Annotated in this window: 13 protein-coding genes; 10 read left to right on the top strand and 3 right to left on the bottom strand. The window is 63.5% G+C overall.

What is annotated here, in order from left to right; translation table 11 throughout:
• Positions 1–17: 17 nt before the first annotated feature.
• Positions 18–1547: a vWA domain-containing protein gene (locus MRBLMA1_RS13955; protein WP_363737418.1), complete on the bottom strand. Its 1530-nt coding sequence runs from the start codon at positions 1545–1547 to the stop codon at positions 18–20.
• Between the two features lie 254 nt (positions 1548–1801).
• Between MRBLMA1_RS13955 and MRBLMA1_RS13950 the strand changes: the two genes are divergently transcribed.
• The 5 genes from MRBLMA1_RS13950 (at position 1802) to MRBLMA1_RS13930 (ending at position 7594) form a co-directional block, all read left to right on the top strand.
• Entirely contained in the window at positions 1802–3418 is a 1617-nt protein-coding gene (locus MRBLMA1_RS13950; protein ID WP_363737417.1) for a DUF4153 domain-containing protein, read from the top strand.
• An 11-nt stretch (positions 3419–3429) separates the two neighbouring features.
• Positions 3430–4140, top strand: coding sequence for a response regulator transcription factor (locus MRBLMA1_RS13945; protein WP_363737416.1), 711 nt, complete (start codon positions 3430–3432; stop codon positions 4138–4140).
• Positions 4137–5711: a sensor histidine kinase gene (locus MRBLMA1_RS13940; protein WP_363737415.1), complete on the top strand. Its 1575-nt coding sequence runs from the start codon at positions 4137–4139 to the stop codon at positions 5709–5711. The genes MRBLMA1_RS13945 and MRBLMA1_RS13940 overlap by 4 nt, the downstream gene beginning before the upstream one ends.
• A gap of 250 nt (positions 5712–5961) precedes the next feature.
• Positions 5962–6957: a sterol desaturase family protein gene (locus MRBLMA1_RS13935; RefSeq protein ID WP_363737414.1), complete on the top strand. Its 996-nt coding sequence runs from the start codon at positions 5962–5964 to the stop codon at positions 6955–6957.
• Positions 6958–6988: 31 nt separating this feature from the next.
• Positions 6989–7594 carry a hypothetical protein gene (locus tag MRBLMA1_RS13930; protein ID WP_363737413.1) on the top strand — a complete coding sequence of 202 codons (606 nt, stop codon included), beginning with the start codon at positions 6989–6991 and terminating at the stop codon, positions 7592–7594.
• A gap of 141 nt (positions 7595–7735) precedes the next feature.
• Here MRBLMA1_RS13930 and MRBLMA1_RS13925 read toward each other — a convergent pair whose 3' ends face one another.
• Together MRBLMA1_RS13925 and MRBLMA1_RS13920 are read right to left on the bottom strand one after the other, a co-directional pair.
• Positions 7736–8674, bottom strand: coding sequence for an MBL fold metallo-hydrolase (locus MRBLMA1_RS13925; protein WP_363737412.1), 939 nt, complete (start codon positions 8672–8674; stop codon positions 7736–7738).
• Positions 8675–8852: 178 nt separating this feature from the next.
• Positions 8853–11279 carry a TonB-dependent receptor gene (locus MRBLMA1_RS13920; protein ID WP_363737411.1) on the bottom strand — a complete coding sequence of 809 codons (2427 nt, stop codon included), beginning with the start codon at positions 11277–11279 and terminating at the stop codon, positions 8853–8855.
• A 775-nt stretch (positions 11280–12054) separates the two neighbouring features.
• Here MRBLMA1_RS13920 and MRBLMA1_RS13915 point away from each other — a divergent pair.
• The 5 genes from MRBLMA1_RS13915 to MRBLMA1_RS13895 are packed head-to-tail and all read left to right on the top strand — an operon-like array spanning position 12055 to position 16076.
• Positions 12055–13137, top strand: coding sequence for a putative urea ABC transporter substrate-binding protein (locus MRBLMA1_RS13915; RefSeq protein WP_363737410.1), 1083 nt, complete (start codon positions 12055–12057; stop codon positions 13135–13137).
• A 36-nt stretch (positions 13138–13173) separates the two neighbouring features.
• Positions 13174–13989 (top strand): ABC transporter permease, encoded by an 816-nt coding sequence (locus MRBLMA1_RS13910; RefSeq protein ID WP_363737409.1) that lies wholly within the window; start codon positions 13174–13176, stop codon positions 13987–13989.
• Positions 13986–14789 (top strand): ATP-binding cassette domain-containing protein, encoded by an 804-nt coding sequence (locus tag MRBLMA1_RS13905; protein ID WP_363737408.1) that lies wholly within the window; start codon positions 13986–13988, stop codon positions 14787–14789. The genes MRBLMA1_RS13910 and MRBLMA1_RS13905 overlap by 4 nt, the downstream gene beginning before the upstream one ends.
• Positions 14782–15255: a CopG family ribbon-helix-helix protein gene (locus MRBLMA1_RS13900; protein ID WP_133652750.1), complete on the top strand. Its 474-nt coding sequence runs from the start codon at positions 14782–14784 to the stop codon at positions 15253–15255. Before MRBLMA1_RS13905 ends, MRBLMA1_RS13900 begins: the two co-directional genes overlap by 8 nt.
• Positions 15252–16076, top strand: coding sequence for an urea amidolyase associated protein UAAP1 (locus MRBLMA1_RS13895; RefSeq protein ID WP_363737407.1), 825 nt, complete (start codon positions 15252–15254; stop codon positions 16074–16076). The genes MRBLMA1_RS13900 and MRBLMA1_RS13895 overlap by 4 nt, the downstream gene beginning before the upstream one ends.
• The last annotated feature ends 11 nt before the right edge of the window (positions 16077–16087 follow it).

The following is a 16087-nucleotide window of genomic DNA, read 5'->3' as shown; positions in this document are numbered from 1 at the left end:
GCCGGGCGGCGGAAAATTCACCGCAGCCATGCATCGCCGTCCCGGCCGGCCGACCGCGCAAGCTGGACGAATTCCTGCCGCCAATAGTCATTCTGGCCGCCGGCGAGCCGGGCGATGTCGGCATAGCTGTAGTCGCCCAGCCGCGTGTCGCCGCGCAGCCTTTGTCCGAAGGCGGCGACCGCCACGGCAAAGGCCATGTCGCCCCGCGGCCTGTTGGCGTCGGCAAGGAGTGAGGCGGCAACCGGCCGCTCTATCAGCCGGCTATGCGTCTCTTCGGGCAATTTGTAGCGCAGGCGGACGGTGGCGAACTCGCTGTTGTCCGCCGCGGGAGGGAAAGGCGCGCGATTGCCGGCATATCTGCGCGGAGCGACCCAACCCGCTTCGCCGGCCGGGACGATCTCGTACAGCGCCGTCACCTGATGACCGGCGCCGATCTCGCCCGCGTCGACGCGATCATCGGCGAAGTCCTGTTCGGCAAGGCCGCGATTCTCATAGCCGATCAGGCGATATTGGCTGACCAGGGCCGGGTTGAACTCCACCTGTACCTTCACATCCTTCGCGATGGTGAAGAGGGTGGAGGACAGTTCATCGTCCAGCACTTTGCGCGCTTCCATCGCGCTGTCTATGTAAGCGTGATTGCCATTGCCCAGGTCGGCCACCGCCTCCATCATCGCATCATTGTAATTGCCCTGCCCGAAGCCCAGGGTGGTGAGCGTTACGCCGTCGTCCCTGTTGCGCTTCACCATCTCTTCCAGGCCATGCTGATCGGACAGGCCGACGTTGAAGTCGCCATCGGTCGCCATGATGATGCGGTTGATGCCCCCCGGAATGAAGTGGGCGCGGGCCAGGTCATAGGCACGTGCCAGGGCCGGGCCGCCAGCGGTCGAACCATTCGCGTCCAATCCGTCCAGCGCGGCCTTGATCTCCGCCGGATCGTGGCTGCCCTCGACCAAGGTTTCGACGAACCCGGCATAGGTGATGATGGATATGCTGTCGTCCGGCCGCAGCGCGTCCGCCAATATGGAAAGCGACTGCTTGACCAGAGGCAGCTTGTCGGCGTCCTGCATCGAACCGGACACATCGACCATGAACACCAGATTGGCGGGCGGCCGTTGCGACCGGGCGACGTCATAGCCGCGCAGGCCGATGCGCAACAGTCGCGTGCCGGCATTCCACGGTGTCGTCGAAACCTCCGTCGTAACGCTGAACGGCGCCGAGCGGTCATCGGGCAGCGGATAATCATAGCGGAAATAGTTGATCATCTCCTCCGTGCGCACGGCTTCCGCAGGAACGGCCTGGCCGCCCAGCAACATGCGGCGGACATTGGCGTAGGCGCCCGTATCCACATCGACCGCGAAGGTTGAGACCGGCTCGGCCGCGACCTGGTGGATCGGGCTGACAGGATGACCGTCATAGCGCTCGTTGCTTGCGGCCGGACCGACATCGTTGGCGGCTTCATAGGCGACGGAACCGCCGGGAGCCTGGCCGCAGCCCGCGAGCAGGAGGCCGGGCAGAAGGGTGAGGGTGATCGCCAGATGTGATCGCATGCGCGTTTCTCCACTGTTTCGATAGAGAGAAATAGGGGCGGCAAAGCGAGGCTTGCAAGCGACGAATCGATGGTGAACGGCACGCATCAATGAGTGTCGAGGCCGGGGTTCGTATCTTTTCGGCGGAATTCCGTCCTTCTCGCGGTGGCCTGCACATTTTCTGCACCGGAACTGCGCCGATTATTGATCGGCGGTTCTCACCGATCTGCTTGGGGCAGCGGCATTCTGGCACGGACATTCAGGGAGAAAGACTGATGCGCTACTCCGCCGCGCGGCCGTCCCTGGCCGCATCATGGCCCCTCTTTGCCCGCTTTCGCTGGAAGCTGGCGCCTGCCTTGCTGATCGTAGGGACCGGGGACTGGCTGTTCTACCAACAGCATCTATATGGCGGCTATCTCGGCTTTTTCGCGCTGGCCGTGCTGGGCGCTCTGCTGGCGGGGCGGCCCGTGCTGCGGCGCGAAGGCGGGGCCTTGCTGGCGATGGCGGCGGCGGGGCTGTTCGCCTTTGCCCTGTTCTACGACGCAAGCCTGTTGGCCTGGACCCTGTTCTGGGTGGCGGCCGGGTTGGCGGCTTTGATACCGGCAACGGCGCGCTTCGACGATGGCTGGCGCTGGTTCCAGCGGCTGATCTGGTTTGGCTTGCGCGCGCCGTTCGGGCCGCTGATCGATCTGAAGCGCATCTTGAAGCTGCGCGCGGCGGGACGCGCAGGGGCCTGGAGCCTGCATGCGGCGCTGGGGACGCTGGCCTTGCCGGTGATCGGCAGCACGGTGATCCTCCTTCTCTTTTCCGCGGCCAATCCGTTGTTCGAGCAATTTTTCTCCTCGCTGCTGCTGCCGGACCTGTCGCCTGAATTGATCGTCAGGCTGGCCTTTTGGGGGGTGTTGTTCGCGATGGCCTGGGCCTTGCTGCGGCCGCGCCTGCCCCGGCGCCTGCTGCCGGCATTTGATGGCTGGAACGACCGGCGCCTGCCGGGCGTGTCGGTCGCTTCGGTCACGCTGTCGTTGGTGGTCTTCAACCTGATCTTCGCGCTTCAGAACCTGATGGATGTCGCCTGGCTCTGGGGCTGGGCGCCGATGCCCGCGGGCATGACCATGGCCGGCTATGCCCATCGCGGTGCCTATCCGCTGGTCGCGACCGCACTGCTTGCGGCGCTGTTCGTGCTCGTGACGCTACGGCCCGGATCGGAAACGGCGCAGAATCGGGTGGTCCGCAGCCTGGTGATGTTCTGGATCGGACAGAATGTCTTTCTGGTCGCATCGTCCATGCTGCGCACGGCGGACTATATCGAAGCCTATTCGCTTACCCGGCTCCGGATCGCCGCGCTGGTCTGGATGGCGCTCGTCGCCTTCGGCCTCGCCGCGATCTGCTGGCGGCTGCTGCGGGCGCGAAGCGCGGCATGGCTCATCAACGTCAATCTGGCGGCCACCGGGCTGGTGCTGGGCGTGATCTGCTTTGTCGATCTGGGGGCGGTGGCGGCCCAATGGAATGTGCGTCATGCGCGGGATGTCGGTGGACAAGGCGTAGCGCTGGACCTCTGCTACCTGCGCCAGTTGGGCGATTCCGCGCTGTTGCCTTTGCTGTCGCTGGAGCAACGGACCGACCTGCGACCTGATTTTCGCGAGCGGGTGAGGGCGGTGAGGATGGACCTTCATGCCAGGCTGGCGCGGGAAATTGGCCAGCGCTGGACCCTGCTTGGGCAGCGGCGGCTGGAAATGGCGCGGACCATGACGGCGGCGATCGGGTCCGTCGCCGTCGAGGCGGGAGCGAGGGATTGCTCTGGCGCGCTGATTCCGCCCGCGGCGGCGGCTGCACCCAATGGGAATGTTGGTCCGCAGACGGATCGCGCGTTGACAGCGGAGACGGGGAGATGATCCTATGCCCCATGCCCAGCACGATCCTGATCGTCGACGATGATCCCCATATCCGCCAACTGCTCGTCTTCGCCTTCGGCAAGGCGGGGCTCGGGACGATCGAGGCCGCCGATGGAGAGGCTGCGCTGGCGGAGGTCGAACGGCACGCGCCCGACCTCGTCATCCTCGACATCAACATGCCGCGCATGGACGGGCTGGAGGTCTGTCGCCGGCTGCGGGCGCATAATGACGTGCCGATTTTCTTCCTGTCCTCCCGCGATGATGAGATCGACCGGGTGCTGGGCATAGAGCTTGGCGGCGACGACTATGTGGTAAAGCCCTTTTCCCCGCGGGAGGTGGTGGCACGGTCCATGGCGATCCTGCGCCGCACCTCGGCCCGGCCGCCGGCGGCGGAGGTGATTGGCACGATCCGCCATGGGCGGCTTGCCCTGGATACCGAAAGCTGGTCGGCGCATTGGGGCACGGAGGAGGTGAGCCTGACGGTGACGGAATTCACCATATTGCGCACCCTGCTGGCCATGCCCTCCCGCATCTTCTCCCGCGACCAGATCATCGATCGGTTTCGTGGGCCAGGCTTTGCCTTGACCGATCGGACGGTGGACAGCCATGTCCGCAACCTGCGCCGCAAATTTGCCGATGTCGGCGGCATCGACATCATAGAGACGCGCCCCGGCATCGGCTATCGGCTGGGCGGATGCAACGGGACGGCGCCGCCTGCATGAGCGCGGCGTTGAAGGCTTGGATCGCCCGGCATTGGCCGGTCTTGCGGTTGCGCACGATCCTGCTCGGCACCCTGCTGTTCGTGGCGGCGCTGCCGGGATTGGGGGCGATCTTCCTGCGGGTCTATGAAAATGCCCTGGTGCGACGGACCGAGGCGGAACTGGTGGCGCAGGGCGCGGCGCTGGCGGCGAGCGCGGCGGTCGTGGGGAGCGGCATGGGCGCCGATCACGCCGCGGCTGCCTCGCCGGTGCGCTATCATGACCGGATGACGGAGGTGGACCTGCGTTCTTCCCCGATCCTGCCGCCGCGCCCCCGGGCGGCGGCGACGCGTGTCGGCCCTGATCGCGCCGCCCTTGCGCTTGCGAAGCGGATGATGCCCGCCTTTGCCGAAACCAAGGTGACGACCTTGTCCTCGATCCTGATGCTGGATCGGCACGGCATAGTCCTGAACGGCCCGGAAGGCGGACGGAGCCTGGCTGCCCTGCCGGAGATCAGGGCCGCGCTCGGCGGCAGGGCCGTGACCGTGCTGCGGAAGAATGAAGGCATCGCCACCCATTATCCGCTGGAATGGCTGAGCCGGGCGGCGGGCATCCGCCTGCACCATGCCCGACCCATCAGCGTCGATGGGCAAGTGACGGGCGTGCTGCTGGTGTCGCGCTCGCCGCGCGCCCTTTCCCTGGGGCTATATGAGGACCGCGGCAAGATCGTGCTCGGCGTGGTGGCGATTTTCCTGATGCTGGTGCTGCTGTCGGCCATATTGTCGCGCGCCATAGTCCGCCCGATCGAAAGCCTGAGCCGCGCCACACGCGATCTGGCATTGGGCCGCCGCGTCGCGCCGCGTCATCCCTCCCTGCAGGTAGTGGAAATCCGGGCCCTCTATCGGGATTTCGAGCAGATGGCCCAGGGTATCGAAAAGCGATCCCGCTATCTGCGCGACTTTGCCTCTTCGGTCAGCCATGAATTCAAGACGCCGCTGGCCGGCATCTCCGGCGCGATCGAACTGTTGCAGGATCATGGGGCCGACATGGCGCCCGCCGATCGCCAACGCTTCCTCACCAATATGGCGGCCGATGCCCAGCGGCTGGCGCGGCTGGTGCGGCGGCTGATGGAACTGGCACGCGCCGACGTGCTGGTGGGCGAAAGCGATGCGCGAACCGATGCCGCGCCACTGCTGGCGTCGGTGGCGGATGCATTGTCCGCAGAGGATTTCGTCATCAACCTCCGTCTGCCGCAGGACCTGCCGCCGCTGAAAGTGGACGCCGGGGCGCTGGAAGCCGTGCTGACGACGCTTGCGGAAAATGCGCGGCAGGCGGGGGCGTCGCGCCTGGACATCGACGTCGCCTTGCGTGAGGGCGTGGCATGGATCGACTTTGCCGATGATGGGCCCGGCATACCGCCAGGGGACTGGAGCCGCATCTTCGACCTTTTCTTCACCACCCGGAGGGGAGAAGGCGGGACGGGCCTTGGCCTCGCCATCGCCCGGTCGCTGCTCGACGCCTATCATGGCGAACTCCACCTGCTCCCAACAGCGCGCGGCGCCGGTTTCAGGCTTGTGGTCGGCACAGAAGGTTGAAGCGGATCGAGGCGCGATTCAGCCGGTCAGCGCTCCTGGTCCATCATCCAGGCGGCATCAGCAGGAATAGCCGGGCGCGGCCAAAGGCATAGACCCCATCTATGGGATATATAGCGGAATGACCTCTGGCGTGATGGGGGCGGTTTCGCGAACCTGCATCGACGTCATGCGCACGGGGGCGGGACATGGTCCTCGTCCTGGAGCGCGCCGTACAGGACCCGCAACGGCCGGGCAGCGATGTGAGGACGGTATGGACGGAGTTCGGGTAGGTAAAAGGATCATAGGCGCGCAGGCGCCCGTCGTCGTGGGGTGGGAAAACATACCGCGCGTGGAAGGAGGACCGTTGAAGCGGTTCGTCTTCACCTGGTTCCAGCCCAGCTTGCTGTTCGCGCTGATCGCCTTCTGGTATTATGCGCCCAATTCCATCGCCAAGGCATCGACCGCCATCGGTATCGGCATCGGCGTCAGAATCCTGTTGCTCGCGCTTGAGTGGGTGAACCCGCGCCACGCAAGCTGGCGCCTGACATGGAAGGAACTCGCCAGCGATCTTTTCTATGTGGGGCTTGGCTATACGCTGCTGAACCTGGTGGAACGCTATATCGGCAGCGATGTCGTGATCGAAGCGGTGCAGCATGATTTCGACTGGGACAAGCTGGCCTGGTTCACGGGCCTGCCCCTGCTGCTGCAGGCGTTGCTGATCTCGTTCATCTTCGATTTCGGCCAATATTGGATGCATCGCGGGATGCACAACTGGTATCCGCTGTGGCTGACCCATGCGCCGCATCATTACATCACCCAGTTGAACATCAACAAGGGCGCGGTCGGCAATCCGGTTGAACTGTTCCTGATCGGCCTCGGCATAGGCGGTTTCTTCGACTTCCTGCCCCGCGCCGCCCTGCTCGCGGGTACATTGGGCCTGGCCGTCGGCACCTACCAGCATATCAATGTCCGCTTCAACTCGCCACGCTGGTGGCGTTTCCTGTTCAATACGACGGAACATCACAGCATGCACCATTCGCAGGATTATGAAGCCACGCGCAGCAACTATGCGAGCACCTGGATCGTCATCGACCGCCTTTTCGGCACCTGCGTGGATGGCGAGGCGGAACTGCTGGGCATGGAGGGCGGGCGCAAGATGTCGATCGCCGAAACGATGACCTATCCCTTCACCGAGGGCTGGAAATCGCTGAAAGAGCGTTTTGGCAAGGCGCGTTCCGCCCCGGTGATCGCCCAGCCGGCCGAATGATCGACACCCGGTGCCTGCAAGGGGACATCCTGTGAACCGTCGCTTCATCGATTGGCTCTGGCACGTCCGGGGCAGCCTGCCGCTCGCGCCGGGGCAATCGCGTGACGACGCCTTTGGCAGGCTTGACCCCCTGTTCCGCGAAGCGGGCACCAGCCACGACCGGACGGACGATACCCTGACCTTCCGCAAAAAGGGGCAGGGGGCGCAGGACAGGATGTCGATCTTCGACGGCGGCGTGCTTCAGATCAGGAAGGGTGCGGCGGGACTTGTGCTGCACTATCATCTCAGCAGCCGGGCCTTGCTGTTCTGCTTTCTGGCGCCCCTGCTTTTCCTGGGCTTTGCCCAATTGACCATCGCTGCCGGGAAGATCGAGAAGGCAACCGCCCATGCGACGGCGAAAAAGCCCGAGAAAAAGGATGCGATCCTGCAGCTGCATCCGATCGACAAGTTTCTGGGTGCGCCCGCGCCCGAAAAGCCGAAGAAGGACAAGGCGAAGTCGGAGGAGGATGACAAGAAGCCTTCCCCCAGGGCCGCCTATATCTTCGCCGCGATCTTCGCCTGCCTCTATGTCGTCGGGCGCGTTCTGGAAGGCAGGCTGGTCAGATCGCTGTTTCGAAAGAGCCTGCTCGGCGCATAGCGTCTTTCCGTCCGCCTGGAGCATCGTACGCAAAAGTGAGAACCGGTTTTGCGCACGATGCGACATCAAAAGCATAGCGCGCGCTGCATGACTCGGATTTAACGCAACGCGCTCTAGCGAAAACGCTCCGGCCATGCATCCTCAATTGGGACGTGGGGCGACCGGATATATGATGAAATCGTCATGCACCTGCGGCTGCTCCGGTACATTCAGGGCGGCCTTGAGCCCGGTCTGAAGCTCCGTGATGCTTGCTGCCGGCAATTCCAGCAGATGTTCGTCAGGATGCGCCTTTGCTTCGTGGGGATAATCCCGGCCGGGCGACCGCGTCATTTCGATATGCGCGCCCAGCACGGCGCGGACGGGATGCCGGGCCGCGAACGCCGCCACCCGATCGACGCTGGCGCGATCGTCAGGCAGGAAATTGACGGGCACATAGAGACGGCCGGGATAAAGCGTGTCGCCTGACAGCAGGATCTTCAGCCTTGGATCATAGACCATGATCGCCGCGGCCTGGTGGCCTGGAGTCGGAATGATGGTGAGCGCGCGGCCGCCAAGGTCGAATGTGGCCAGGCTGTCGGGCCAGCGCGCAATGCCGAAGAACCGGGCCACGTCCTGGGGCTCAAGCCCGATGACGGTTGTGTCGGGCCGTTCGCGAAAGGCGCTGTCGCCGGCGACATGATCGCCATGGCTGTGGCTGTGCGCCACGACCAGCGGGACCATGGGGCGTCCATGCGCCGCCGACCATTGCGCGACCAGCCGGTCCACCGCGGGTCGGATGCGGCCGCCCTCCGCGCCCGTGTCGATCAGCAGCGCCTTGTCGCGACCGAAGAGCAGGTAGAGAAAGGGCGCCTCGAAATTGGTCTTCACCGACTGGCGGATGACGAAACTGTCGTTGTCCAGCGCCTGCACCTGGACTTCCGGTTCCTGCGGCAACGTCCCGTCGATCCAACTCTCGGCAAACAGCCGGGGCGCCGCAGCTCCCTTGGCCGACAGGGATGGCTGGCCGCAAGGGACCATGATCGCCAGCATGATCCCGGCCAGCCTGGCCGATCGAACGACCGCAATGCCGCGCGCTGTCATGTCCTGCCACCCTTTCCTTGCAATATCTTCGGGAAAATTATCATGGGAAGGAAAGAAATCTTCCCGTAGATGTCGGATCCTGGGTAACATCGGGCACAGGAGATCGACTTAAAAATGATCGATATATGGAAATCGGGGAGAAATCCTTCATAGGATTCTCCCCGTTCCCGGATGTGATTCAATATTTGAACCGTGCTTCAATACCGAAGGTTCGTGGGCTGATGACTGCCCGCTTGTAGTAACGCAGGACCACTCCATCGTTCAGGCCGACGCGGGATCGGTCGTTGGCGACCGAAGACACCGCATATTTGTCGAAGATGTTGTTGGCAAAGATGCCCAGGCTGTATCTTTCGGTTTCATAGGCCAGCGAGGCGCGATGGAGCACATAGCCCGGCAGCTTGTCGCCAAAGGCGCGATCCCAGCCGAGCCGCGTCACGACGCTGCCGCGATAGGTCGCCGTCCAGTCTGCGACGATGTTGCCCTCCTTGAACGGCAGGGTGTAGGTCGCGCCCAGGCTGCCGCTGTTCTTCGCCGAACCGGGCAGGCGGTCGCCGGATAGCGCGTCGAGCTTGATCGGAACGCTGGGATAGGTTCCCGCCGGATCGTTGACGGGTATGTTGTCCGGCACATTCTGGGTCAATTTGGCATTCGTGTAGGAATAGGTGCCCTGGATCGACAGGCCGTCGACAGGCTTTACCTGGAAAGAGGTTTCAAAGCCTTCCGACTTTGCCTTGCCGCCGTTCACCGTGATGCCGACAATTCCGTTAACCGTGGCCGAATCAAGCTGAATACCATCCCATTTGATATGGAAAACGTTGAAATTGAACGTCAGCTTGCGGTCGAACCATTGGGTGCGGATGCCGATCTCCGCATTCTTGGTGGTATCCGGGTCATATTGGACTTCGTTCGGATGGCCACAGGGCAACTGGGTATTGTTGATTCCGTCGCCGTCCGGATCGTTGGGCAGCGGCTTGGGACAGGGGGCGACGCTGTTCGGGCCGCCGATGCGATAGCCCTTGCTGTAAGTGGCGTAGAGCATGATGTCGGGCGTGAAATTATAGGAGCTGTTGAATTTCCACACCCAGCCGCTTTTCTTCGCCGGGCCCCCGGCCGGCGGCATGTCATAGGGGCTGACCGGATCGCCGATCAGCGGCACCACAAGCGCGCCCGAGATCTTGGACGTGTATCCGAAATAACGGGCACCCGCGGTAAGCTGCCAGTTCGGCGTCACCCTGAAGGTGCCCTCGCCGAAGACCGCCTTCTCCGTGACCTTCGACTTCACATAGGACGCATATTCGACCTCGTCAGGATTGGGCTGCGTTCCGAATTCCACCCAGGGATGGTTCGGCACATGCTCGATATAGTCGCGATGCAGCTTCTGACGGTTGAAGAATCCACCCAGCACCCAGCTGAACGGCCCGCCATGCCGTGAAACGAAGCGGACCTCCTGGTTGAACTGCTTGCGTCGATCGACGGACTCGTTCCAGCTGGAGAAGGCCGGAAACGTCTCATAGCCATAATCGAGGTCGAGCAGCAGGTCGGTATTGTCGCTCCGCCTCTGGTTCCTGACGTCGGTATAGGCAGTCGTCGCGACGAGATCGGCGAAGTCCGCCAGGTTCGCGTTGATTTCCATGCTGCCAAGGTGCGCCCGACGCTTCACAGGTTCGAGATAACGGGCGGCATTTTCATATCGGCCCGTCCCCAGAACGCCATTGCTGTTATATTGGCCGCCGTCGGTCCTGGTCTGCTGATAGGCATAAGTGAAATTGGCCTGCAGATCCTCGCTGAACTGCACCAGCAACTGGTTGCGCGTGGTGAAGGTCTTTTCGAAGTTGACGTCGTCCCGCCTTTTCAGATTCGCGGCATAATCCGCGGGGGTGACGGCGTCAGGACCGCTCGGTTGCGGCAGGGACACGCCAGGCTGCTGCAACAGCAGGGGGGAATCGATGAAGCCGGGATCGTAATAATAGCCTGTCGCCGACCGGAAGGCGACATGATCCTGGAAGATCGGTATGTTGATGACCCCGTCCAGCTGGAAGCCGGTATTGCCGCTATGATCCTTGCCATAAAGGCGGCCATGCGCCTCGCTTCCGAAGGTCGTCAGGTTGGGCCGGTTCGGGATGTTGCGGATCGCGCCCGCCAGGGTGCCCAGGCCGTAAAGCGTGCCCTGCGGGCCCAGCAGCGTTTCCACCCGCGCGATGTCCAGCATCTTGAAGTCGTAATAGAGCGGAACCTCGCCCAGATATACGCCGATCGCATCGTCATAGGAATTGCCCGAGCTGTCCGTGTCCGACGCGTTGAGGCCGCGCAGCACGATCGTGCCGGTTGAACCGGGGCCAGTGTCGGAAATGGTCATGCCGGGCGTGAAGTCAGCGAGATCGCGCACATCGTCGATCCGCTGCTTGGCAATCTGCTCCGCGCCCACGGCGCTGATGTTGATCGGAACGTCCTGGATGGTGGCTGCGCGGCGGGTGGCCGTGACCACGATCTCGTTGCGGTCGCCGCTCGATCCGTCATTTTCCGCGGCATCCTGCGCGAAAACCGTATTGGTGCCGACGCCCATCAAAATGGTCGCGCCCATTAGCGTATTGCGTAGCAATTTCATAGTCTCTCCGACCCCCTTGCCGTTGAGCCTTGAGTGACATCCTTCCTCTTGACGCTCTGGACGAGCCGGCGTCTTGTCACATAATTTGCCCGCCGCAGGACCGATCATTTTTATAATGGCTTACACTGCAGCCGTTTCTGAACAGCCTGTCATGGCGAAGCGGAAAGGTGACGATAAGTTTCCGAACATCGCGCAAATCACATGGAGTCCCGCGCTTGAATGCCGCGCGCGCTATGCGGGCGACAGCCGGTATCTCGCCTGGCACTGCTGCATCGCTGACCCCTGTTCGATCCACATGCCCTCACTTTGCGGCAGATCGCCCTTTCCCGTTCCGCCGCTCGCATGAACGACACAGGACACGGTATGGATATTACCTATCGCGTCAAGCGTAATAATTCCGCACCTGCTCAGTATGAAGGACGGAATGTGTTGCATTGCATTAAATGGCGGATTTTGGCGGGATGAGCATCTTGTCCGACAAGATGGCATCTCTCGCAACACCTCGTCAGACCCGTGTGCCGCCCAAGGATGGAAAGGCTTCGACCCGGCGAATCGCCCCGGTGGCGAACCTGTTCCGAATCGTCTGATAATCCGCTTAATGCAGCAGGATGAGAGAAGGATCTCGACGGTGTCCTCGCACGGTGACGATTTTCCGACAGCGCGGGGCCGGCCCATGTCTGGTTTCGACGTTATTACATTTTATGAATGTCGTAATATTTTCTATGGACAAGGCCATGCAGCAAGGCGATGCTGCATTGCGAAAGGGGATCGAATCATGATCAGGACGGTTGGCAAGGCAGGCATGATCGCAGCGCTCGCCGGGGCTCTCATGCTCGCCTCCTGTTCACAGGCGCCCGATCCCGCGACCGGGCAGCGGAAAGAATTCAGCATCGGCTGGTCAATCTACGCCGGATGGATGCCGTGGCCCTATGCGCAACAGGCGGGCATCGTGAAGAAGTGGGCCGATAAATACGGCATCAAGATCAATGTCGTGCAGGTCAACGACTATGTGGAATCGATCAATCAATATACTGCGGGCAAGTTCGACGGCGTGACCGTCACGAACATGGATGCGCTCACCATTCCCGCTGCCGGCGGAAAGGATACGAGCGCGATCATCGTGGGCGATTATTCGAACGGCAATGATGGCATCCTGCTGAAGGGCGCGGATCAGCTCGCCGCGATCAAGGGGCGGCAGGTGTATCTGGTCGAGCTTTCCGTGTCGCATTATCTGCTGGCGCGCGGGCTCCAGACGGCGGGCCTGAAGCCCACCGACGTCCGGACGGTGAACACGTCCGACGCGGACATAGTGGGCGCCTTTGGCAGCCCAGCGGCCAATGCGGCGGTGGCCTGGAATCCGCAGCTTTCGGTCATGAAGGCGCAGCCGGGCGTGAAGCAGGTGTTCAGCTCGGCCCAGATCCCGGGCGAAATACTGGACCTGCTCGCCGTCGATACCGCGACGCTCAAGGCGAACCCCAATCTCGGCAAGGCGCTGACAGGCATCTGGTATGAAACCGTCGCGTTGATGCAGCGGCAGGACGCGCAGGGGAAGGCGGCGCGCGCCGCCATGGCCAAATTGTCGGGCGCCACGCCGGAAAGTTTCGACGGCCAGTTGTCGACCACGCATCTCTATGCCGATCCCAAGGCAGCGGTGGCCGCGACCGTCGCTCCGGCGCTGGTCAAGACCATGACCCAGGTTCGCGACTTCAGCTTTTCCAAGGGGCTGTTCAAGGGTGCGTCGTCGGCCGACGCCGTGGGCATCGCCTTTCCCGGCGGAAAGACGCTTGGCGATCCGCAGCGGGTGACGCTGCGGTTCGACGACAGCTTCATGAAGCTGGCGGCGGACGGAAAACTCTGATCGCGTTCATTCGATCCTGCCGAAGGTGATGAGACGATGCGTTGGGTGAATCGACATGCGCGCCGAAGCGAACGGATCTTCTGGGGTTCGTTGCCGATCCTGCTGCTAGTGCTGCTTTACCTGTTCATCGCGGCGCAGCGCCATGCCGCCAATCCGCTGGACAAGATCCTGCCGCTTCCCGGGAGCATGGCAACGGCGATGGCCGCGCTGCTCTTTCAGCCGGACCCGCTGACCGGCCAGCTTGTCTTCTGGGCCGACACGCTGGCCAGCCTTCAGCGCCTAGGGCTGGGCCTGGGCATCGCCACGCTCTCGGCGCTGGTGGCGGGGCTTGTGCTCGGCGTCCTGCCGCCGGTGCGCGCGACCTTCGGACCCCTGGTGACGGCGGTCGCGGTCATCCCCCCCATTGCGCTGCTGCCGATATTGTTCATCGCGCTGGGCCTGGGGGAGACGGCGAAGGTTGCGCTCATCGTGATCGGCATCGCGCCGGTCATGATGCGCGACATCGCCGCCCATGTGGCAGCCCTCCCGCGGGAGCAGATCATCAAGGCGCAGACGCTGGGTGCCAGTTCCTGGCAGATCATGATCCGCATCGCCCTGCCGCAGGCCATGCCGCGCCTGCTGCACGCGGTCCGCCTGTCGCTTGGTCCGGCCTGGGTGTTCCTGATCTCAGCGGAGGCGATCGCGTCTGACGTGGGTCTTGGCTACCGGATATTCCTGGTCCGCCGCTATCTCTCGATGGACGTGATCATACCCTATGTCGCCTGGATCGCGATCCTTGCGATCCTGATGGACGTGGCGCTGACCCTCGCCAGCCAATGGCTTTACCCCTGGGCACATGGAGAGCGGCATTGAGCGCGCTGCTGTCCCTTCGCGACATCTGGGTCGAATATGGCGACAAGATCGTCCTGGAGAAGGTGAACCTCGACATCGAAACGGGTTCCTTCGTTTCGATCATAGGGCCCTCCGGCGCCGGAAAGAGCAGCCTGCTGCGCGTCGTCCTGGGCCAGGAAGTGCCCAGCCGCGGGACCATATTGCTGGACGGAACGCCGCTGACGCCGGAATGCGGGCCCGATCGCGGCGTCGTGTTCCAGCGCTATTCGGTGTTCCCGCACCTTTCCGCCCTGCAGAACACGATCTTCGGGCTGGAATGCGCCAAGGCTCCCTTCGCGGGCCGGCTGTTCGGCCATGCGCGCCGCGCAGCCAGGGCGGAGGCGGAGGAGATGCTGGACGCGGTCGGCCTGCGCGATTCGATGCATCTCTATCCCGCGCAGATGTCGGGCGGCATGCAGCAACGTCTTGCCATCGCCCAGGCCCTCATCAAACAGCCTCGCATCCTGCTTCTCGACGAGCCGTTCGGCGCCCTGGATCCCGGCATCCGCGCGGACATGCATGTGCTGATCACGCGGCTTTGGCGGGATTATTCGCTGACGATCATCATGGTGACCCACGACATCAGGGAAGCCTTTTCGCTCGGCACGCGGGTGCTTGCGCTCGACAAGCGCCGCCATGACCCGCACGCGCCCCATCGGTTCGGCGCGACCGCGGTTTACGACCTGCCGCTGCGCGACCGGTCAGAACCGGCGGCGAGCGAAGAATCCGACGCTCCGGACGAGAGCGAACGGAATGAAGAGGAAAGGACGGATCATGAGTAGCGACACCGGAACTCTGGCGCGGCTCAGCATGAGCCTGCCGGGCGATCTGTTCCGGCAACTCGACGCCATGGTGGAGGAACGCGGGCTGCCGTCGCGGTCCCAGCTCATTGCCGAACTGATCCGCCACGCGCTGGCCGAGCATGAGGCCTTCACCCGCCCGGACGAGATGCTCGCGGGTACCATCACGATCGTCTATCGCGGCGATCGGGGGCGGGTGCGGCATCAGCTTGCCCAGACGCAGGCGGATTATCTCAAGGAGGTGATCTCGTCCCAGCATGTGTTCCTGGAAGGGGACCAGTCGCTTGAAGTGCTGCTGGTGCAGGGGCCTGCGTCCCTGTTGAAGGAATTGTGCGACGCGCTGCGCCGGGTCCGGGGGGTCCACCAGCTTCAGCTCGTCACGACCACCGCGCTGCTGCCGCCGCTCTATGAGCAGGAAAACGGCAGCCAGAAGGGGAATGCCGCATGACCGGATCTCTCGCCAATCCCTTGGCCGCCCGTGATCACGCCCGCAGCATGGCGGGGACGGTGGTGGAGGCGATGCCGCTGTTGCCGCCGGCGGCGGATGACCTTCCGGCCGGCGTGCCTGCCCAGGACCTGTTGTGGGAAGAAACGATCGCGGCCGGCGGTTATGCCACGCGCCGCCTGCCGCGCGGCGCGCGCCTGCGCCTGATCGACCTCAGGGGCGATGCCTGCGCATCGATGCTGCTGTTCAACGCGGACATGCCGACCGAGCGGCTCAACGTGGCCGATACGGTGAAGGTGCAATGGAACGCCTATCTGGGCCAGGGCAAGCTGCTGCTGTCGGACATGGGCAGGGTGCTCATGAGCTTTCTGGAGGACAGCGCGGGCACGCATGACAGCTTCTGCGGGACTTCCAACGCCGCGACCAATGCCGCCCGCTACGGCAATGGCGCCAATAGCGGGCCTTGTCCCAACGGACGCGACCGTTTCCTGCTGGGCGCGGCGAAGCACGGGTTGCAGCGGCGCGACGTCCATCCCTGCGTGACGCTGTTCAAGGGCGCGAAGATCGAGGTGGATGGCGCGATCACGCCGCTGATCGGACCCTTTCCCGCCGGCCGCAGCGTCGTGCTGCGCGCCGAGATGGACGTGACCCTGGTCATCGCCAACTGCCCCCATGTCCTGGACCCGCGGGAGCGGTGGACCGTGACGCCGCTGCGGGTCAGCGCCTGGCGCGGCCCCGTGACGCCGGAGGACGACGTCATCCGCAATGCCACGCCGGAGGGACTGCGCGCCTTCCTGAATGTCGAAGATTATTATCGCCGCTAGAGCGCCTTTGC

This window comes from Sphingobium sp. LMA1-1-1.1 (genome assembly GCF_040676365.1).
In the GTDB taxonomy this organism is placed as follows: Bacteria; Pseudomonadota; Alphaproteobacteria; order Sphingomonadales; family Sphingomonadaceae; genus Sphingobium.
This window is presented reverse-complemented; position numbering and strand designations above follow the sequence as displayed.

Coding starts and splice junctions, on each gene's coding strand:
- MRBLMA1_RS13940 (WP_363737415.1), top strand. CDS start 4,137: ATGAGCGCGGCGTTGAAGGCTTGGATCGCCCGGCATTGGCCGGTCTTG.
- MRBLMA1_RS13955 (WP_363737418.1), bottom strand. CDS start 1,547: ATGCGATCACATCTGGCGATCACCCTCACCCTTCTGCCCGGCCTCCTG.
- MRBLMA1_RS13950 (WP_363737417.1), top strand. CDS start 1,802: ATGCGCTACTCCGCCGCGCGGCCGTCCCTGGCCGCATCATGGCCCCTC.
- MRBLMA1_RS13900 (WP_133652750.1), top strand. CDS start 14,782: ATGAGTAGCGACACCGGAACTCTGGCGCGGCTCAGCATGAGCCTGCCG.
- MRBLMA1_RS13925 (WP_363737412.1), bottom strand. CDS start 8,674: ATGACAGCGCGCGGCATTGCGGTCGTTCGATCGGCCAGGCTGGCCGGG.
- MRBLMA1_RS13945 (WP_363737416.1), top strand. CDS start 3,430: ATGCCCAGCACGATCCTGATCGTCGACGATGATCCCCATATCCGCCAA.
- MRBLMA1_RS13935 (WP_363737414.1), top strand. CDS start 5,962: ATGGACGGAGTTCGGGTAGGTAAAAGGATCATAGGCGCGCAGGCGCCC.
- MRBLMA1_RS13920 (WP_363737411.1), bottom strand. CDS start 11,279: ATGAAATTGCTACGCAATACGCTAATGGGCGCGACCATTTTGATGGGC.
- MRBLMA1_RS13910 (WP_363737409.1), top strand. CDS start 13,174: ATGCGTTGGGTGAATCGACATGCGCGCCGAAGCGAACGGATCTTCTGG.
- MRBLMA1_RS13895 (WP_363737407.1), top strand. CDS start 15,252: ATGACCGGATCTCTCGCCAATCCCTTGGCCGCCCGTGATCACGCCCGC.
- MRBLMA1_RS13915 (WP_363737410.1), top strand. CDS start 12,055: ATGATCAGGACGGTTGGCAAGGCAGGCATGATCGCAGCGCTCGCCGGG.